Here is a 17,916-nt window from a genome sequence, read left to right on the forward strand (position 1 = left end):
CCGGCGGGAGGTGATGCCTCCCGCCGGGGCCGACCCGCTGTGCGTCATCAGGGACTTGAACCCCGAACCCGCTGATTAAGAGTCAGCTGCTCTGCCAATTGAGCTAATGACGCCCGCCGCTCCCGGGTGCCGGACCGTGGCCCGTACCCCCTGGCGACGTCGTTAACTCTAGCAGGACCGCGGGGCGGTCGCGAACCGGTTCCGGACCGACCGGCGGGTCCGCCCCGTGCCGCCAGAGTCCGACAGGGGTCCTAGGAGAAGGCCAGGACCAGCGCGACGACCACCGCGATCGCCAGGACCACGCCGACGCCCGCCAGCACCAGCGGCAGGATCGGGCGGCGCGCGGGCTCCTCGGGCTCCGGGTTCTCGTCGACGAAGCGGCGGAAGTGCTGGGTGTTGCCCGCCGGGTCCAGGTTGGGATCATTGTTCTGTGTCATGGGGTTGACACTAGCGACTCGTGCGACCCCAGCGGACCCCCGTAGACAAATCCGACCGATTTCACCACCGGTGCTTGGTTTTCCGTTCGCGCCGCGTCCACGGGCCGCCACGCTCCGCCCACCTCCCGGCCAACCGCAGGGCGGGCAGTCCTCATCCGGGTGAAAGCCGAACGTAAGACGCCTGTCCCACACTTGTGCCGGGCGGGTCCGCTCCGACCGGTACTTCCCCGCGGCCGTGGCGGCCCGTCCCGGGCCCGGTACGCAGCACGGCGGCCATCCGGGCCGTGGGAGTGACGCCGCGTGCCGGGTCCGCCTCCTCCAGGCTCCGCACCAGCTCCGAGCCGGACGCGTGCGGGTTGGTGTCGAACCAGGCCACGGCCATCCGCAGCGGCAGCGGCAGGTATCCCGCCAGGTGGGCGAGGCGCCGCAGCACCGTCTCCCGGCACCGGTCCGCACCGATCTGCGAGCGGAGCAGTTCGACGGCGGCCCCCGGCGGCAGCGCCCCCACCGGGAGCGCGCGGAGCCCGTCGCGCACCAGCAGGTCGGTCAGCCAGTTCCGGCTGGTGACCACCGCGGCGCAACCGGCGCCGCCGGGCAGCAGGGGCCGCACCTGGCGGCTGGTGGCCGCGTTGTCCAGGATCAGCAGGACGCGTCTGCGCGCCAGGAGCGTGCGGACGCGGGCCGCGGCGTCCTCGGCGTCCAGGATGCCCGTGCCGTGCCACCCCGAGGACAGGGAGCGCACCAGCCGGCGCAGGACCTCGGCCGTGTCGCGCGGGGAGCCGTCGCCGTCGCGCAAGTTGACGTACAGCTGGCCGTCCGGGAAGTGCGGCGCCACCGCGTGCGCCCAGCGCAGCGCCAGGGCGCTGCTCCCCGCCCCGGCCGGGCCGCGCACGAGCACGCTGCCGGGGGTGCCCCCGCGCGGGTCGACGAGCCGGTCGAGTTCGGCCAGGGCCCCGTCGCGCCCCACCAGGACGGCGGGTGCGGAGGGCAGCTCGGAGGGCGTGACGGAGCCGGGCACCCTGGCAGGGGGCCGGACCGGATCAGGCGCCGGCTCCTCCGCCCGGACGCACCGGCCCGCGGGTCCCTCCGGGTCCGCGTCCGCGCCGGCGCAGGCGCCGGTGTCCTCCGCGGGCGCCCCCGCGCCGCGGACCAGTGCCCGCTGGCGCGGGATGCGCGCGAGCGGGTCGCGGTGCGCGTCGTGCCCCGGGGGCCGCGCGGGCCCGTGCTCCGACGGGGGGTCCAGGTCCCCGCGCAGGATGCCGTGGAAGGTCTCCTGGAGTTCGCGTCCCGGGTCGGCGCCGAGGCGCTCGACCAGGGCGTCGCGGGTGCGCGCGTACACGCGCAGGGCCTCGCTGGGACGGCCGCTGCGGTAGAGGGCGATCATCTGGACGCGGATGAGGGGCTCGCGCTCGGGGTGGTCGGTGGCGATCGGCCGGATCTGGTCGGCCACCCGCTCGTGGTCGCCGCGCGCCAGGGCCCCGCCGAAGCCCTCCTCCGCGGCGCGCAGCAGCTCCTCGGTGAGGGGCGGCACGTCGCGGGAGTGCAGGACGGGGCTGGCCACGTCGGCCAGGACCGGGCCGCGCCACAGGCCCAGGGCCCGGATGAGGAGTTCGGTGCGGGCCCCGCGGTCGCCCCGCGCCGCGGCGTCGGCGGCGCTCCCGACCAGTGCCCGGAAGCGCAGGAGGTCGGACTGCTCCTCGGCGAGGTCGATGCGGTAGCCGCCGTTCCCGCCGCGGATGAGCGGCGTGCCGCAGTGGTGCTCGAACAGCGCGCGGGCACGGGCGACGTGGACCTGGAGGGCGCTGCGGTTGGCCTGGGTGGGCGGGGCGTCCCAGATCCGCTCGACGAGGTGGGCGGTGGGGACGGTGCTCCCCGCGTTGAGGAGGAGCGAGGCGAGCAGGGCGCGGCGCTTGTCCCCGCGCAGGTTCAGCGGCACCCCTGCGACCTCGACGCCGAACTGCCCCAGCAGCCCGACGTGAAGCCCCCCGGCCCCGCGGTCGACCGGCCGCGCGCCGGCCGTCGCGCCGGTCCCGGCGGCCGATCCGGACCGCCGTCCTTCCGAGTCGCTCGGCGACACGGCACCATCCCCCCTGGCGGGTTGCGCGCGTGACGGATGAACCGCGACGCCCCCGCCCCCAGGGTGCCGCCTGAGCTGGGATCCCGCAATCGGAGGGTGGATACTTGCTGCCGCGACCGTCCCTTGAAATCCTTGATTCTCCCGCTTTTTCCCTCCACTGCGTTGACTCTGCACCACGACCGAAAGAAACTTTCCTCCATGGCGCAAATTCCGAAGCCTTCGGGCGACCTGCCGGAGACCGGGGCGCTCTCCGTCTCGCCCGTCCCCACGACGGTGCTCCGCATACGGTCGCTCCTGCCCTCCCTCGCGCCCGCCGAGCGGCGGGTCGCCCAGCGCGTCATCGACGACCCCGAGAGGGCCGCGGCCTCCTCCATCACCCAGCTCGCCAAGGACTGCGCCACCTCCGAGGCGACGGTGATCCGGTTCTGCCGCACCATCGACTTCAGCGGGTACCGGGAGCTGCGCCTGGCGCTGGCCACGGAGGCCGGGCAGGCCCGCGGCGCCCGCTCCGGCTCCCCCGAGCTGTCCAGCGACATCAACCCCGACGACACGCTCGTCACGGTGGTCCAGAAGATCGCCTACACCGACGCGCGCGCCGTCGAGGAGACCGGGGCGGCCCTGGACGTGGACGTCCTGCGCACGGTCATCGACACGATGGCGGGCGCGCGGCGCATCGACGTGTACGGGGTGGGGGCGAGCGCGTTCGTCGGCGCCGACCTCCAGCAGAAGCTGCACCGGATCGGGATGACCTCGTTCGCGTGGTCCGACGCGCACGTCATGCTCACCAGCGCCGCCCTCCTCGACGAGCGGGACGTCGCCATCGGCATCTCCCACTCCGGTTCGACCATCGACACGGTCCAGGCGCTGACCGAGGCGGGCAGGCGAGGGGCGCGGACCGTCGCCATCACCAACTTCCCCCGGTCCGCGATCGGGTTCGCCGACCACGTGCTGACCACGGCGGCGCGGGAGACCACGTTCCGGTCCGGGGCGACCGCGAGCAGGCTCGCCCAGCTGACCGTCGTGGACTGCCTGTTCGTGGGCCTGGCCCAGAGCCGCTACACCGACAGCCGCACCGCGTTGGAGACCACCTTCGAGGCTGTGCGGGGCCTGCGGATCAACGACGACCGCAGACGCCGCCGGGGGGACTCCCCCGGCGGCAGGAGCACCGACGGAAACGACGACTGACCGGCGCGCGTCCGGCCCCGTCGCCCGGTTTCCCGGCGGTGGGCCGGGCGCGGCCCTACGGAAAGGAACGGCACGGGTGCGGACCGAACAGGAGAGCGCGGTACACGGCGGCGGGGAAGACGTCCCCCGGCCCCCCGGCGACCCGGAGGGCGGTGGGGCCGTGATCGTGCGCGCCCCCACCGAGGAGCGCAACTCCGGCACGTACGACATCGACCTGCTCCCGGCGCTCGACATCCTGCGGCAGATCAACGCCGAGGACACCACGGTCCCCGCGGCCGTGGGCGCGGTCCTGCCCGAGCTGGCGCGGGCCGTGGAGCTGGGGGTGGCCGCCCTGGAGGGCGGGGCGGCCATCCACTACTTCGGCGCGGGCACCTCGGGGCGGATCGCCGCGCAGGACGCCGCCGAGCTGCCGCCGACGTACGGCGTGCCCGCCGAGTGGGTGGTGGCGCACCACGCGGGCGGCGGCGAGGCGCTGGCACGGGCCGTGGAGGGGATCGAGGACGACTGGGAGTCCGGCCGGATCGACGCCGCGGGCGTGTCCGAGGGCTCCCTCGTGGTGGGGCTGGCCGCGAGCGGCCGCACCCCGTACGTGGGGGGAGCCCTGGAGGCGGCCAGGGAGCGCGGGGCGTCGACGGTGCTGATCAGCGCGAACCCCGGGGCGTCGCTCGCCTCGGCCGCGGACGTGCACGTGGGCGTCTCCACGGGCGCGGAGGTGATCGCCGGGTCCACGCGCATGAAGGCCGGCACGGCGCAGAAGCTCGCCCTGAACGCGTTCTCCACCGCGGTGATGGTGCGCATGGGCCGGACGTTCTCGAACCTGATGGTGGGCGTGGACGCCACCAACGGCAAGCTGCGGGGCCGGGTGGTGACCATCCTGACGCAGGCCACCGGCCTGGGCGAGGAGGCGTGCGCGGAGGCCCTCAACGCCGCCGGCGGCGACACCCGGGTGGCGCTCGTGTCGCTCCTGGCCGACGTGGACGCGGCCGGTGCCGCGCGGGCCCTGGGCTCGTCGAAGGGGCGGGTGCGCGACGCCCTCGGGAAACTGGGGGTGCCGGGCCCCGTCACCCCGGAGTAGGCCGGGAGCGGCCCGCGGCCGTCCCGGCGGGACGGCCGCGGGCCCGGAGCCGGGTCCGAGGTCCCGGAGCCGGGGTCCCGGACGCGGTCCGCCGCCCGGGCCCGGCCACCGCGGCCGAGCGGCCGTCCACAGGCCCGGGGACCTCTGGCGGCCGGGGCGGCCCCCGCCCTACCGTGGAAATCGAGGGGTCCCCCGGCCCCCTGCGCACAGTGCTGCCCGGGCGCTAACCGCGTTCGAGGGCGGTGCCGATGAGCCCGATCGGCGGGGAGCCGAGGTCGAGCAGCGCCCGGTGGAACCTGGGCAGGTCGAACCCCTCCCCCCACTGCTCGCGGGCGCGCTCGCGCAGCGCGAGAATCTCCAGCTTGCCCCAGGTGTAGCGGCCGTAGGTGGGGTCGAAGGTCGCCCGGCGGGCCTCGGAGAGGGCGGCGGGCCCCTGGAGCGGGGTGTCCTCGGCGAAGCGGGCGGCCGCCTCCTCCACCGTCATGCCGCCGGTGTGCATGCCGATGGCCACCGACAGGCGGGTGACGCGGATCAGCGCCTCCACCCACACGCCGACCTCGTAGTGGTCCGCGGTCCACGCGGGGTCCCCCAGGCGTTCGGCGGCGTACTCGCCGAAGCCCTCCTCCAGGCACATCTCCTCGGCGTAGTGCGCCCACCCCTCGGCGAAGGTCATCGAGTGCAGGGCGCGGCGCACCTGGCCGGGGGCCCTGCGCAGCGCGCGGCCGTGGGAGAAGTGGCCCGGCGCCACCTCGTGCACGCTCACGGCGGGCAGGGTGGTGTGGCTGAACATCTCCAGCCACTCGCCCGCCTCCTCCTCGCTCCACGCCTTGTCGGGCGGGGTGATGAAGTAGAAGGAGGGGGTGTCGGCCTCCCACGGGCCCGACCACGCCATCATCGCGGTCGCCCAGCGCTGCGAGGGCGGGGAGACGTCCACGCGGCACTCGCCGTCGCTCCACGGGGCCAGCCCGCGCTCGGCGGTGAACTCGACGGCGAGCCCGGTCCAGCGGCGGGCGGCGTCCAGGACCCCGTCGGCGGCCGGGTACTGCCGGGTGAGCTCGCGGGCGAACTCCATGGGGTCGCGGCCCGGGGCCATCCGGCCGGTGACCGCGGCCAGGGCCGCCCGCAGGCGGTCGCGCTCGGCGTCGGCGCGGGAGGCGAGGTCGGCGAGGTCCACCTCGGCCGCCTCGACGGTGCCCATCAGGCGGCTCAGGGCGTCCGCGCCGAGCCGGGCGCTCTCCGGGCCCTCCCGGACCGCCCGCTCCATGTGGGCGACGAGGCGGGCGTGTGCGGCGAGGGCGGGTTCGAGGACGTCGGCTGGGAGATCGTCGGGGAGGCCGTCGGCCACACCCCTCACCGCGGCCAGGAGCGCGTCGGCGACGGGGGCGGGGACCCTGTCCAGGGAGGCGACGGCGTTGTCGACCACGCGCGGCCACTCGGCCAGGTGGGCGACGCGCGCGGCGTCGCGCTCCGCCCGGGGCGCGTACTCGCGGTCGTAGACCGAGACGTCGAGTTCGCCCAGGTGGTGGAGGGGGTTGGAACGGTGCAGCTGGAGTTCGCCCAGCTCGTAGCGGAGCCCCTGCTCGAACGCGGCCAGGTGGGCCTCGTCGTGGGCGTCGGCGACGGGGTCGCCGCCGAGCCGGGACAGCGCGTCCCGGATCCCGTCGGGCGACGTGTCGGCGACCCTGCCGTCGTACTCGTGCATCCCGGAGCCCTCGCGCATGCTCCCGGGCATGAGGTCGGCGAGGGCGCGCAGGCGCGGGGACAGGTCGTCGTGGTGCGGCTGTGAGGACATGCGGCGACTCTAACGGGGTGTCCGGGCGGCGCACAGCCGGGTTTTCCGCCCGGGGCGGTTCGCCCACAAGGTCGCCCCGCCCGTCCTACCCTCCGCCGGAACTCTCCGGCCGCTCCGGGCGTCTTCTCAGGCGTGACGACCTCAGATCCCGCCGCGTCCGGCACCTCCGCACCCGACGACGCCGGGCGGGAGCCCTCCGCCCCCGGGCGCGCCGCCCCGGGCCCCGGCGGCTCCCCCGGCGACGGCGCCTCCGGACCGGGAGCCGGCGAGGGCCCCGGCGACACCGGCGGGAAGCCCCGCCCCGACCGCCCCGAACGGCGACGGCGCCCCCTGCGGCGCCTCGCCCTGCTGGCCGTGTGCGCCGTGGTGGCGGGCTTCCTCCCGTTCGTGTGGCAGGTCGCGAGCACCTCCGGCGACCGCCACACCGCCGAGGGGGTGCCCGAGCGCCCGGTCGCCCTGGTGCTGGGCGCCGGCGTCCGCCCCGACGGCCTGCCGTCCCTGCTGCTGGCCCGCCGCCTCGACACCGCCGCCGAGCTGTACTTCGCCGGGAAGGTGGAGGCCGTGCTGGTGAGCGGCGACAACAGCGTCGACCACTACAACGAGACCGACACGATGAGCGACTACCTGGTGGCCGCCGGGGTTCCGGAGAACCGGATCGCGGGCGACTACGCCGGGTTCTCCACCTGGGACTCGTGCGTGCGCGCGCGGGAGGTGTTCGGGGTGGAGGAGGCCACGGTGGTCACCCAGGACTTCCACCTGCCGCGCGCGGTGCGGCTCTGCCGGGACGCGGGGATCGACGCGGTCGGGGTGGCCGACTCCAGCCTGGAGGAGCGCAGGTTCGCCACCCTGTACGGGTGGGTCCGCGAGGTCCCCGCCGCGGTCGCCGCGCTGGGCACGGCGGTGTTCCGCCCCGACCCGACCTTCCTCGGGGGCTACGAGACCGCCGTGGACGACGCCCTGGCCGCCGACGCGGAATGACGCCCGGGGGCCGCGCCGGTGACCGGGGCGGCCCCGGACGGCGCCCCCGGCGGCCGTGCGCCGCGGGGGCCCGCCGTCCGGGCCGACGGGCCCGCGTGCGCGGCCTCCCGCGCCGCCCGGCCCACCGGTCCGGCCGCTAGCGGCCTCCGCCGAAGAGGCGTCCGAACAGGCCGCCCGGGGCGGGGGCCTGGGGCGCGGGGGCCGGGGCCTGGGGCGCCTCTTCGTCCTCCTGCTCCTCCTCGGGTTCCACTCCCACCAGGGCGCGGAACTCCTCGGCGGTGTCCGGCAGCGCCCAGGCGTCCAGCGTCGCGGTGAACTCCTCGTCCTCCCACGCGGAGGCGGGCAGCTCGGCGATCGCCCACAGCACCTTGAGGGTCTCCTCGTCGTACTCGGCGCGGGCGTGCTCCTCGGCGCTGTGCCCCTTGGTGCGGGGGCCGAGGACGATCTCCAGGCCGACACCGGTCACCAGGGCGCGCGAGTCGGCCTCCTCCTTGATCAGGCCGGGCAGCATGTCCAGGCGCAGCCGCCGCGCGCGGCCCCCGGCGCGGCCCAGGGCCAGGAAGCCCAGGACCTGCGGCGAGCGCCCGCCGCAGTGCGGCCACGATTCGTTGAACAGGCCCGCGTAGCCCATCGAGGTCCCGCCGCCGCGGCCGATGCGGCGCAGTGCCTCGCGGGGCGTGTCCTCCCCGTGGATGAGCACGAGCGACACCGACGCGGCGAAGGAGTTGTAGAGGTTCCCGCCCGCCATCTGGTGGGTGAGGGCCACGGTCGTGTCGATGTCGGCGGCGTCGGCCACCAGGCCCAGGGCGAACAGCTCCGCGGGCAGCGGTTCGCCGCTGTCCAGCCCTCCGCTCATGACCTCCCGCAGGCTCGTGGGCGCCTGCGGGGCGGGGCGCAGGTCCTTGGCGAGCAGGACCTGGGAGGCTCCGGTGATCTCGGAGGCGATCCGCTCGGAGTCGTCGGTGAGGAAGGCGAGCAGGTAGCTGACCCACTCCCCCGCCCGGTCCAGGCCCCCGCGGTTGACGCCGCCCTTGAGGAGGGTGACCAGGTCGGGGACGCGGGCGAGGACGGCCTCGTAGGTGTCCAGCTCGGCCTGGAGGAGTGCGGCGCCGTTCGGCTGCTCCATGACGGCGAGCCGGTTGCGCATGCGGAGGTGGTGCTGCTCGTCCGGGGCCTCCTCGGCCCAGACGCGGTACTGCTCCCGCACCTTCTCCACGTCGGTGGACGTCGCCCACGCCACCTCGTCGCGCCACTGCCCGAGGTCGCGGACCTCGGGGAGGCGGTCCTCCGGGTGGCCGGCGACCAGCTCCAGGAGCAGGCTCAGGGGACGCCAGCGGTCGGTGGGCGGGGTGCCCTCGGCGCAGGCGGTGTCGACCAGGAAGTCGACGATCCTGGGCGCGGCGACGTGCCCGGGCGCGGGGAAGTGGACGAGGTCGTGGAGGTCCGACAGGGCGGTGTCGCTCCCGGCGAGTTCGGCGAGCAGTCCGGGGACGCGCTCGCCGCCCTCGGGGAGGAGCGCCGCCCAGTCCACGCTCTCCGCGCCGTCGTGTGGGTCGTTGTCCGTGGTCGCGTTCATGGGCCCGATTATCCCGGCTCAGCCGGATCGCGCGAATCGGCGGCGGCGTCGACCTTCTCACGCCCCCGCGGGGAACCCCGTGTCCTCCTCCGGGACGAGGGGCGGCCGTACCCTTCCCACGCCTCCGAGGGGAGCCCCCGCCGGGGCGCGGTCACGCCTCCTGGTGCGCGGGCGCGGGGCGCAGCACCGCGTCGCGCAGGGCCTTGACGGCGGCGCCGACCTCCCGGGCGTAGCCGATGAGGGTGGAGCGGCGGCGGGCGCCGAGGCTGGGGTCCCCGACCCCGACGGCGTCGATCCCCGCGGCGCGGGCGAGGGCGACCGTGCGGGGCAGGTGGAAGGACTGGGTGACCATGGTGGCCGCGCGGACGCCGTGCAGGTCGCGCACCCGGACGCAGGTGTCCCAGGTGCGGTAGCCGTACCGGTCGGCCTCGATCCGGTCGGCGGGCACGCCGCGGCCGACGAGGTAGGCGGTCATCGTGTCGGTCTCGTGTCCGGAGACCTCGCGGTTGTCCCCGGAGACGATGATCCGCCCGACCCTGCCGTCCTCGTAGAGGCGGACGGCCAGGTCCAGGCGGCGGGCGAGCAGGGGCGAGGGCCCGTCCTTCCACGCCGCGGCGCCCAGGACGACGGCGACGGGCCGGTGCGGGACGGCGCCGGGGTCCTTGCGGCGCCCGGCGCTGGCCAGGTAGGTCCAGGCGTAGGGGGCCAGCGCCAGGGCGCACGCGCCCGCTCCGACCCCTGCGATCCACCAGCCCACGCGTGCCGCCTCTCCGGTTGTCGGCGCGCCCCGCGGCGCGCCGCACCCATCATGGCGCACGGCCGGGCGCGGCCGGACGGGGAGTCCGGCCCGCACGGGGCCGACGGGACGTGGGAGCAGTGGACCGGGCCGGGGCGGGGAGGGGTGGGAGCAGTGCGCCGGGACGCGGCGAGGGAGGACGCGGGTGCGGCCGGAGCGCGACCGACGGGGCCCGGGAAGCCGCGGGGACGGGCCGTACGGGGCCGCCGGGCGGGGCGGCGGGCCGGGCTCGTCGCCCTGCCCGTGCGGGCGCCGGGTTCAGGCCCCGCGGCCGCCCCAGGAGAAGGGGCGCTTGTAGCGGACGCGGAGGCCCCCGCCCTGGCACGAGCCGGTGACGACGAAGTGCGGTGCGCCCTGCTTGCGCATGGAGTCGACGTCGGAGCGCAGCGTGCCGAACCAGGAGGCGTCGCAGTCGACCGAGGCGGTGGCGCCCTCGGGGAGGATCAGGTCGGCGCTGCCCCAGGAGGTGTCGACGTGGACCTCGGTGACGGGGCTTGTGAGGACGGCCTCGCGGAAGTCGAGCCGGGTGGAGCCGTACTTGTTGTGCACCTCGACCCGGTGGGGGACCTCCCATCCGCCCTTGCGGACGACGGAGCTCCCCCCGGCCCTGAGGACCATGGGGTCGCCCTGGGGCCGGGCGACCACCCCCGGGACCGTGCCGGGGACCGAGGGCAGCGGGGACGCCGCACCGCCGGGGGCGGGCAGGTCGGAGGTGAGCGGTTCGAGGTCGGCGTAGGTCTTGGCCGCGTAGGTGGCGTTGAGCCGTTCGTCCAGCTCGTCGAGGGTGATCCGGCCCTCAGCGGCGGCTTCGCGCAGGACCTCGGAGACCTGGTCGCGCTCAGCGTCGGATATGCGCATCCGGCTCATGTCGTTGGGGGCCACTGTGCTCGTCCCGGTCCTTTCCGCTCTTTTGTCACCACCAAGGTAGAGCATGGGGTGTGACGGTCACGGAGTCGAGCGGCGCTGGGGCCTCGGGTCGGCGAAGGTTGGCCGCGCCACCCGCTTTGGAGAGGGTGGGGACTGGGTACCGCTTCTCTAGAGCGGTCCGGGAGCCAGAGCGGTTGAGGACTCTGCCGGGGTAGGACGGACCCCGGCAGAGTCCTGAACCACACGTGGTTTCCGCCCCCCGTGCGCTCTACGATCTCGCGCGGGGGCGCCGTCTGCACAGAGCGTGTCCGAAACCGGCCACAACGTGTACCCCTCCCGCGGCGACGGACCCGGTTCCGCGACGGTCACACGTTCCCCCTCTCCCGCCGGGTTTCGGTCATACCCTTCCCTGACGACAGTTCTTCCTCACTGTCCCCACGGATCCCACTCCGAGCTGGCAGTCTCGCCCTCTGTTACCCAATTTCGGTCAGGTACATAACCCCCATTACGGACACCAGCCCTTCGCACAGAACCGCAGGTCGCGGAGCCCGTACCGCGACCTCGCGGAAAAACCCGCCCAGCACCTCGAACGCGCTTGCGCAAAACACCCTCTGAACAGGGGTTATATGAACCCCGAAAACCCCTCGCAACCCGGCGGGAATCGCCCCCGGGGCGGCGTTTGCCCAAATTCGCCACCGAGCATGTTTCAGGTGAACGCGACGGTCGCCCGACCGGCTTCCCCTCGCGCGACACCATCCGCTCCGACCTCCTCAGCACCGCAGACACCACTTGGTCGAAGACCGGAGGAATCCACGACGTGTCCGCCCTTGCGATCGCCCCGACGTTTCTCAGCGACTTCACCCGCCTCACGCCCGACGTCCAGCTCGACACCCTGGCCGTGATGCGCGCCTGCCAGGCCGGGGACGACCCCGACCTGGAGGCCGTCGCCGGCGCCGCCGACCCGCGCGTGCGGGTCGTCAGCATCGCCCCCGACTGGACCGGCGTCGTCGTTCCCGACCCCGACGGGGAGGGACGCGGCGAGCCCGGAGAGGACCGCCCCACGGACGGTACGCACTACCGGCTCATCACCGTGCGCCCGCGCGACGAGGCGCTCCGCTTCGCCCGCGGCCTGCGCCCCGAGGTCCTGGAGTCCCCCGGGGCCGGAGCCGTCGACCCCACGCCCACCGGCCCGCCCGAACTCGCCGACGCCCTCGCCGCGCCGTTCGACCAGTGGCAGATCACCCTCCACCCCGACCAGCACCGGATCACCGAGGCCCGCTTCAAGGGGTCGGCACAGATCACCGGGGGCCCGGGGACGGGCAAGACCGTGATCGCCCTGCACCGCGCCGCCCACCTGGCCGAGCACGACGCCGCCGCCCATCCCGGGGACCCCCGCGAGGCGGTGCTCCTGACCACCTACAACCGGGCCCTGGCGCTGTCCCTCTCCGAACGCCTCGACCAGCTGCTGCCCGACCCCGGCGTGCGCGCGCGGGTGCGGGTGGCGACCATCGACAGCCTCGCCCGGTCGGTCGTGCAGTCGCACAGCAGCGTCGCGCCGCGCATGGTCGGCAGGGACGAACTGGCCCAGCGGTGGCGTGCGGTGGCGCTGGCCGACGGCCTGCCCTTCTCCGGCCGCTTCCTGGTGGACGAGTGGGAGCAGGTCATCCTCGCCAAGGGGCTGGAGCTGCTGCCGCAGTACATCCGCTGCGAGCGCAGCGGCCGGGTGCAGCACCTGGCCCCGGAGCACCGCCGCCAGGTGTGGGAGACCGTGCGGCGCTACGTCGGCGCCATGCGGGTGGAGGGGCTGTGGTCCTACCCGCAGCTCGCGGCCGAGGCCGCCCGCGTCCTGGGCCGCGGGGCGCCGCTGTTCCGGCACGTGGTGGTGGACGAGGCCCAGGACCTGCACCCGAGCCAGTGGCGGATGCTGCGCGCGGCGGTCCCGGAGAGCCCGGACGACCTGTTCGTCGTCGGCGACCCGCACCAGCGGGTGTCCGACAACCGGGTGTCGCTGGCCTCGCTCGGCATCAACGTGCGCGGGCGCGGCCACCGGCTCCGGACGAGCTACCGCATCACCCAGGAGATCCTGGACTGGAGCATGCCGATCCTGGGCCGCCGTGCGGCGCTGGGCATGGACGACAACGCCGACACCCTGGCCGGGTACCGGTCCCTGCTGCGCGGGCCCGCGCCGGTGGTGCGCGGCTGCGACGACCGCGCCGAGGAGCTCGCCGCCCTGGGCGACCGGGTGCGGGCGTGGCTGGAGGCCGGCGTCGAGCCGGCCGAGATCGCGGTGGCGGGGCGCAACCACTGGGTGGTGCGCGGCATCGCCAAGGAGCTGGAGGCCAGGGGGATCCCGACCGCGCCGCTGGAGGACGGCGGCGACGCCGCGGCGGTGCGCGTGGGGACGATGCACCGGCTCAAGGGCCAGGAGTTCCGCTGTGTGGCCCTGGTCGGGGTCAGCGACCACCTGCTGCCGCCCAAGGCCGCGATCGAGGCGGCCGACGGCGACCAGGTGGCACTGGAGCAGGCGTTCCAGCAGGAGCGGACGCTGCTGTTCGTGGCCTCCACACGGGCCCGCGACGCGCTGTACGTCTCCCACGTGGGCCGGGCCAGCCGCCTGATCACCGACAACTGGTAGTCCGCGGTACCAGCGGGGCGTCGCCGTCGGCGGCGCCCCGCGCCCGTGCCCGCCGGGGCGGGCGCGGGGCCGCCCCGGCCGGGCGGCACGGGGCCCGCCCGGGGAGAACGGCGGGGGCGCCGCTCCACGAGCCGCCCCCGCCGACCGCGCCCCGGAGCCGGGACCGGTCCGTGTCAGCCGCCTCCGCCGTACTGCCCGTTGAGGTTCGGGATGGTCATGCTGTCGGTGCCGGCCATGGGGTTGTCCACCTCCACGTCGGTGACGATCATGAACGGCAGCAGCAGCGGGGGCGGGAAGTCCGGTGTGAAGGTCAGCGGGATCCCCAGGAGCCGCACGTGCATGCGTGTGATGTGCAGACGCACGTCACCGGTCAGGTTCATGGTGGGCAGGCCCAGGCTCATGCGGGTCCCACCGTCCTCGAACCACAGCTCGCCGTTGTCCACGTCGGCCTGGCGCATGCTGAGCATGATGTAGCGCCGCGGACCGTCGGCGGTGGGGCACTCGACGACGCCGTCGTAGCGCGCCCCCCTCATGGTGAGCGTGTCGGCGGTCAGGCCGGACGTGCGGACCGAGCCCTGGAAGCAGTCGTGGTCCTCGTCGACGGGGACCTCGGGGAGTTCGCCCTCGTCCCGTGCCGCCCGGCAGGCCTCCACGGCCTCCAGGAACTCCTCCTCCGACCCCGCCAGCGCGGACTCTCCGGAGAGCAGTTCGCAGGCCGCCGGGTCGGCGCCGGCCTCCTCCTCCGGTTCCTCCTCGGGCTCCTCGTCCTCCCCGGGCTCCTGCGGCTCCCCGTCCTCGCCGGGGTTCCCGCCCGGTTCCGGGGGTTCGCCGGTCGGTCCGGCGGAGGGCTCCTCCGAGGGGTCTTCCGAGGGGGCGTCCTCGGGCTGCTCCTCCCCGCCTCCCGGCGGGGCGAACCAGTCCCAGGGCCAGCCCAGGGTGGGAGCGGGGGCTCCGGCCAGCACCACCGCCGCGGCCAGCGGCATCGCCAGGGCGGCGAGCGGCCCGGTCCTCGGGCGCGGGTCGGCGACGCCTTCCTCCCCCGGGGCCCCGGCCGTGCCCCGGGAGGCGCCGCCGCCCCCCGCGGTCGCGTCCGCGGAGGGCGGGACGCCGCCACCGGCGCCGTCGTCCTCCTCGGAGGGACCGGCGCCCGGGACGCCCTCCGCCGGCCCGGAGCCGGAGGCGTCGGCCTCCTCAGGCACGGGACCGGAGGCCCCGGCCGTCCCGGCCCGGCGGCGCCCGCGGGAACGGCGGCGAACACCGGGGGCCCACGCGAACACGAGGGAACCGCCGACGATGCCGAGCAGCATCCCGATGACGAACCCTCCGAAGTTGGAGGTCACGAAGGAGACGAGGGCGAGGGCGAGCCCGACCAGGCCGAAGAAGACGTGCTGGGCGGGCTGGAGCCAGCTCAGCGCGCCCAGGGTGATCAGCAGCGCCGCGATGAGGGCGCCGGACACCCCGGCTACACCCGCGTAGACGATCAGGTCGATCGGGAGGATCAGGCTCTGCGCGGCCGGCGCCAGCAGCAGCTCGACCCCGGCGGCGACGAGGAGGACACCGCCCCAGAACGGGCGGCTGCGCCGCCAGTCCCGGAAGCGTCCCCGTCCCGTCCGGAGGAGGGTGAGTGCGTGGGTCATGGCATCAGAAGCACTCGTGGGCGCCGGGCCTGATCGCCAGGCTCAGGCCGGACAGGCGCAGCGAGCCGGACGTGACGGCCCACGTGGTCATCTCCATGTCGGAGACGGTGATGGTGTCGGCCTGGAGGCCGAAGCCGCCCGCGGGGCCCTGGCCGTTGTCGGCCCTGTCCAGCGTGCTGGCGTCGCGGCCGATCTCGATGGCGCCGAACTCGGCGTTGCCCTGGAGCTGCTCGATGTCGATGACGAGGTTGGTGCCCTCGACCGGCGTGGTCTCGCCCGCGTTGATGACGAGGGTGGCCTCGCCGATGGGCAGGTCCCAGAGGGAGGACATGCACAGGTTCGTCAGCTCGGCCGTGTCGACCGAGGAGAGCCCGACCGGCCGGGTGGAGCCGTCCACCGAGGTGGCGACGTCGCCGAACTGGGTGAACCCGTGTCCGGCGAGCTGGTCGGCGGACATCTTGAAGCTGTCACCGGAGACCGCGAAGGACGCGGCGAGGAGGCCCTGGGTGGTCATGCCGCCCAGGACCGCGGCGGCGGCGAGGCCGGGGACCACGACGAGCGCGAACCTGCGCCACAGGGTGCCGCCGCCGGCTTCGTGCTGCTCAGGCGCGTCCCGAGACGCCTCAGGCGCCTCGTCGGAAGCCTTGGGCATGAGTACCTCCAGTGTTCCGCCGCCGGGGGCGGCGAGGGGGAGCGAAACTTGCGCCGGAGCACGCCACGCGTGTTACATGGAACACACCCTACTCGGCGGTAGTGACGAACATTACAATATCGAATGTCACATTTCTAGATGGCACATTCAATGTTGCGGACTCGTATCCGGCGCACTACGAGGCCCGTGACTGACCCGGAGAGAGATCAGCCGTGCCCCCAGAGCGCAGAGCAGAACCATCCGCCGCCGCCCCCGAGGAGGACCCCCGCTTCGACTACGACGTCATCGTCGTGGGGTCGGGATTCGGCGGCTCCGTCAGCGCCCTCCGCCTCACCGAGAAGGGTTACCGCGTCGGTGTCCTCGAAGCGGGCCGACGCTTCACGCCCGGGACGCTCCCGTCCTCGTCCTGGGACCTGAAGAACTTCCTGTGGGCCCCGCAGGCCGGCCTGTACGGCATCCAGCGCATCCACCTGCTGCGCGACGTGATGATCCTCGCCGGGGCCGGAGTGGGCGGCGGCTCCCTCAACTACGCCAACACCCTCTACCACCCCATGGACCCGTTCTTCGAGGACCCCCAGTGGGGGCACATCACCGACTGGAAGACGGAGCTCGCCCCGTTCTACGACCAGGCCCGCCGGATGCTCGGCGTGCGCACCAACCCCACCGTCACCCCCTCCGACGTGCACCTGAAGGCGGTCGCGGAGGACATGGGCGTCGGCCACACCTTCCGCCTCACCCCCGTGGGCGTGTGCTTCGGCGACGGGGAGGACGGCGACGGCGCCGAGGCGGCCCCCGGGGAGTCCGTGGGCGACCCCTACTTCGGCGGCGCGGGGCCCGAGCGCCGGGCCTGCACCGAGTGCGGCGAGTGCATGACCGGCTGCCGCCACGGGGCCAAGAACACACTGACCGAGAACTACCTGTACTTCGCGGAGCGCGGCGGCGCCGACATCCACCCCCTGACCAGCGTCGAGCGCGTCCGCGAACTGCCCGGCGGCGGCCTCGCCCTCGACACCGTCCGGACCGACGCGCCCCGGCGGCGGGAGAACGCCCGCACGTTCACCGCGCGCGGCGTCGTGGTGGCCGCGGGCACCTACAACACCCAGACCCTCCTGCACCGGATGCGCGACTCGGGGCTCCTGCCCCGCCTGTCCGCCAGGCTCGGCACGCTCACCCGCACCAACTCCGAGGCGCTCGTGGGCGCCATGAGCAAGCAGGTGCCGCCGCCGGAGGACCTGACGCACGGCGTGGCCATCACGTCCTCCATCCACCCCGACGAGAACACGCACATCGAACCGGTCCGCTACGGCAAGGGCTCCAACGCGATGGGGCTGCTCACCGCCATGCAGGTGCCCGGCGGCGGGAGGATCCCGCGCTGGCTGCGGTTCATGGGGCTGGCGGCGCGCCACCCGTACGTGTTCGTCCGCAGCTTCTCCAACCGCCGCTGGTCGGAGCGGGTCATCATCGGCCTGGTGATGCAGTCGCTGGACAACTCGCTGACCACCTCGGTCCGCAGGGGGGTGTTCGGCGGCCGGAAGAAGCTCACCTCCCGGCAGGGGCACGGCGAACCCAACCCGACGTGGATCCCCAAGGGCCAGGAGGCGGCGACCCGGCTCGCGAAGCGCATCGACGGTTTCCCCGGCGGCACCTGGGGCGACGTGTTCGACATCCCGATGACCGCGCACTTCCTGGGCGGCTGCCCGATCGGGGACAGCCCGGAGAGCGGCGTGATCGACCCCTACCACCGGCTGTACGGGCACCCGGACATCCACGTGGTGGACGGCTCGGCGGTCAGCGCGAACCTGGGCGTGAACCCGTCCCTGACGATCACCGCGCAGGCGGAGCGGGCGATGTCGATGTGGCCGAACAAGGGCGACGAGGACCCCCGGCCGGAACAGGGCGCCGGCTACCGCCGGGTCCGGCCGGTCCTCCCGCGGTCCCCGGCCGTCCCCGCCGGGTCGTTCGCCGAGCTGCGGTTCGGCACGACGCTGCCCCTGGCGGTGGTGGACGCCTCCTCCCCCGCCGGCGAAGAGGTCGAGGCGAAGGTCGAGGCCGTGGCCGTGGAGGTCGCGGAGACGGTGGAGGCGGCCGAGGGCCCCGGGGACGGCGAGCGGGGATGAGCGCCGGTGCGGGTCCGGACCACCCAACCGAGGACGATCCAGCCCGAGGTCCCCGAGGACGTCGGTGCGGTAGTAGAGGGCGCGCACGCCGA

Annotated in this window: 13 protein-coding genes and 1 tRNA gene; 5 read left to right on the forward strand and 9 right to left on the reverse strand. The window is 74.9% G+C overall.

Features of this window, described 5'->3' with window-relative positions; translation table 11 throughout:
• Positions 1 to 40: 40 nt before the first annotated feature.
• From ABZ234_RS32505 to ABZ234_RS32515, 3 genes are all read right to left on the reverse strand, one after another.
• Positions 41 to 113: transfer RNA gene (locus ABZ234_RS32505), tRNA-Lys, on the reverse strand.
• A 138-nt stretch (positions 114 to 251) separates the two neighbouring features.
• A complete protein-coding gene (locus tag ABZ234_RS32510) occupies positions 252 to 437 on the reverse strand; it encodes a hypothetical protein (protein WP_267946203.1) in 186 nt (61 codons plus the stop codon).
• A gap of 151 nt (positions 438 to 588) precedes the next feature.
• The gene (locus tag ABZ234_RS32515) at positions 589 to 2,406 is read right to left on the reverse strand and encodes a BTAD domain-containing putative transcriptional regulator (RefSeq protein WP_355014597.1); all 1,818 of its coding nucleotides are present in this window, start codon (positions 2,404 to 2,406) and stop codon (positions 589 to 591) included.
• Between the two features lie 306 nt (positions 2,407 to 2,712).
• Between ABZ234_RS32515 and ABZ234_RS32520 the strand changes: the two genes are divergently transcribed.
• Together ABZ234_RS32520 and ABZ234_RS32525 are read left to right on the forward strand one after the other, a co-directional pair.
• Positions 2,713 to 3,699, forward strand: a complete 987-nt coding sequence (locus ABZ234_RS32520; RefSeq protein WP_355014588.1) for a MurR/RpiR family transcriptional regulator — start codon at positions 2,713 to 2,715, stop codon at positions 3,697 to 3,699.
• Positions 3,700 to 3,775: 76 nt separating this feature from the next.
• Positions 3,776 to 4,774: an N-acetylmuramic acid 6-phosphate etherase gene (locus ABZ234_RS32525; RefSeq protein WP_267946205.1), complete on the forward strand. Its 999-nt coding sequence runs from the start codon at positions 3,776 to 3,778 to the stop codon at positions 4,772 to 4,774.
• 223 nt (positions 4,775 to 4,997) lie between these two features.
• Here ABZ234_RS32525 and ABZ234_RS32530 read toward each other — a convergent pair whose 3' ends face one another.
• Entirely contained in the window at positions 4,998 to 6,566 is a 1,569-nt protein-coding gene (locus ABZ234_RS32530; protein WP_267946206.1) for a DUF885 family protein, read from the reverse strand.
• Between the two features lie 132 nt (positions 6,567 to 6,698).
• Here ABZ234_RS32530 and ABZ234_RS32535 point away from each other — a divergent pair, with 132 nt between their 5' ends.
• The gene (locus tag ABZ234_RS32535; protein WP_355014589.1) at positions 6,699 to 7,544 is read left to right on the forward strand and encodes an ElyC/SanA/YdcF family protein; all 846 of its coding nucleotides are present in this window, start codon (positions 6,699 to 6,701) and stop codon (positions 7,542 to 7,544) included.
• 136 nt (positions 7,545 to 7,680) lie between these two features.
• Here ABZ234_RS32535 and ABZ234_RS32540 read toward each other — a convergent pair whose 3' ends face one another.
• From ABZ234_RS32540 to ABZ234_RS32550, 3 genes are all read right to left on the reverse strand, one after another.
• Positions 7,681 to 9,120 carry a hypothetical protein gene (locus tag ABZ234_RS32540; RefSeq protein ID WP_355014590.1) on the reverse strand — a complete coding sequence of 480 codons (1,440 nt, stop codon included), beginning with the start codon at positions 9,118 to 9,120 and terminating at the stop codon, positions 7,681 to 7,683.
• A gap of 151 nt (positions 9,121 to 9,271) precedes the next feature.
• Positions 9,272 to 9,877 carry an ElyC/SanA/YdcF family protein gene (locus ABZ234_RS32545; protein ID WP_355014591.1) on the reverse strand — a complete coding sequence of 202 codons (606 nt, stop codon included), beginning with the start codon at positions 9,875 to 9,877 and terminating at the stop codon, positions 9,272 to 9,274.
• A 297-nt stretch (positions 9,878 to 10,174) separates the two neighbouring features.
• Positions 10,175 to 10,798, reverse strand: a complete 624-nt coding sequence (locus ABZ234_RS32550) for a DUF1707 domain-containing protein (protein WP_355014592.1) — start codon at positions 10,796 to 10,798, stop codon at positions 10,175 to 10,177.
• Positions 10,799 to 11,600: 802 nt separating this feature from the next.
• Between ABZ234_RS32550 and ABZ234_RS32555 the strand changes: the two genes are divergently transcribed.
• Entirely contained in the window at positions 11,601 to 13,418 is a 1,818-nt protein-coding gene (locus ABZ234_RS32555) for a UvrD-helicase domain-containing protein (RefSeq protein ID WP_355014593.1), read from the forward strand.
• 173 nt (positions 13,419 to 13,591) lie between these two features.
• On the opposite strand, the gene ABZ234_RS32560 is transcribed toward ABZ234_RS32555, so the two are convergent.
• Positions 13,592 to 15,055 carry a DUF6114 domain-containing protein gene (locus ABZ234_RS32560; protein WP_355014594.1) on the reverse strand — a complete coding sequence of 488 codons (1,464 nt, stop codon included), beginning with the start codon at positions 15,053 to 15,055 and terminating at the stop codon, positions 13,592 to 13,594.
• 4 nt (positions 15,056 to 15,059) lie between these two features.
• Entirely contained in the window at positions 15,060 to 15,707 is a 648-nt protein-coding gene (locus ABZ234_RS32565) for a DUF6230 family protein (protein ID WP_355014595.1), read from the reverse strand.
• A gap of 212 nt (positions 15,708 to 15,919) precedes the next feature.
• Between ABZ234_RS32565 and ABZ234_RS32570 the strand changes: the two genes are divergently transcribed.
• Entirely contained in the window at positions 15,920 to 17,824 is a 1,905-nt protein-coding gene (locus ABZ234_RS32570; protein ID WP_355014596.1) for a GMC family oxidoreductase, read from the forward strand.
• The last annotated feature ends 92 nt before the right edge of the window (positions 17,825 to 17,916 follow it).

This window comes from Nocardiopsis sp. NPDC006198, from assembly GCF_040613895.1.
Lineage (GTDB): Bacteria > Actinomycetota > Actinomycetes > Streptosporangiales > Streptosporangiaceae > Nocardiopsis > Nocardiopsis tropica.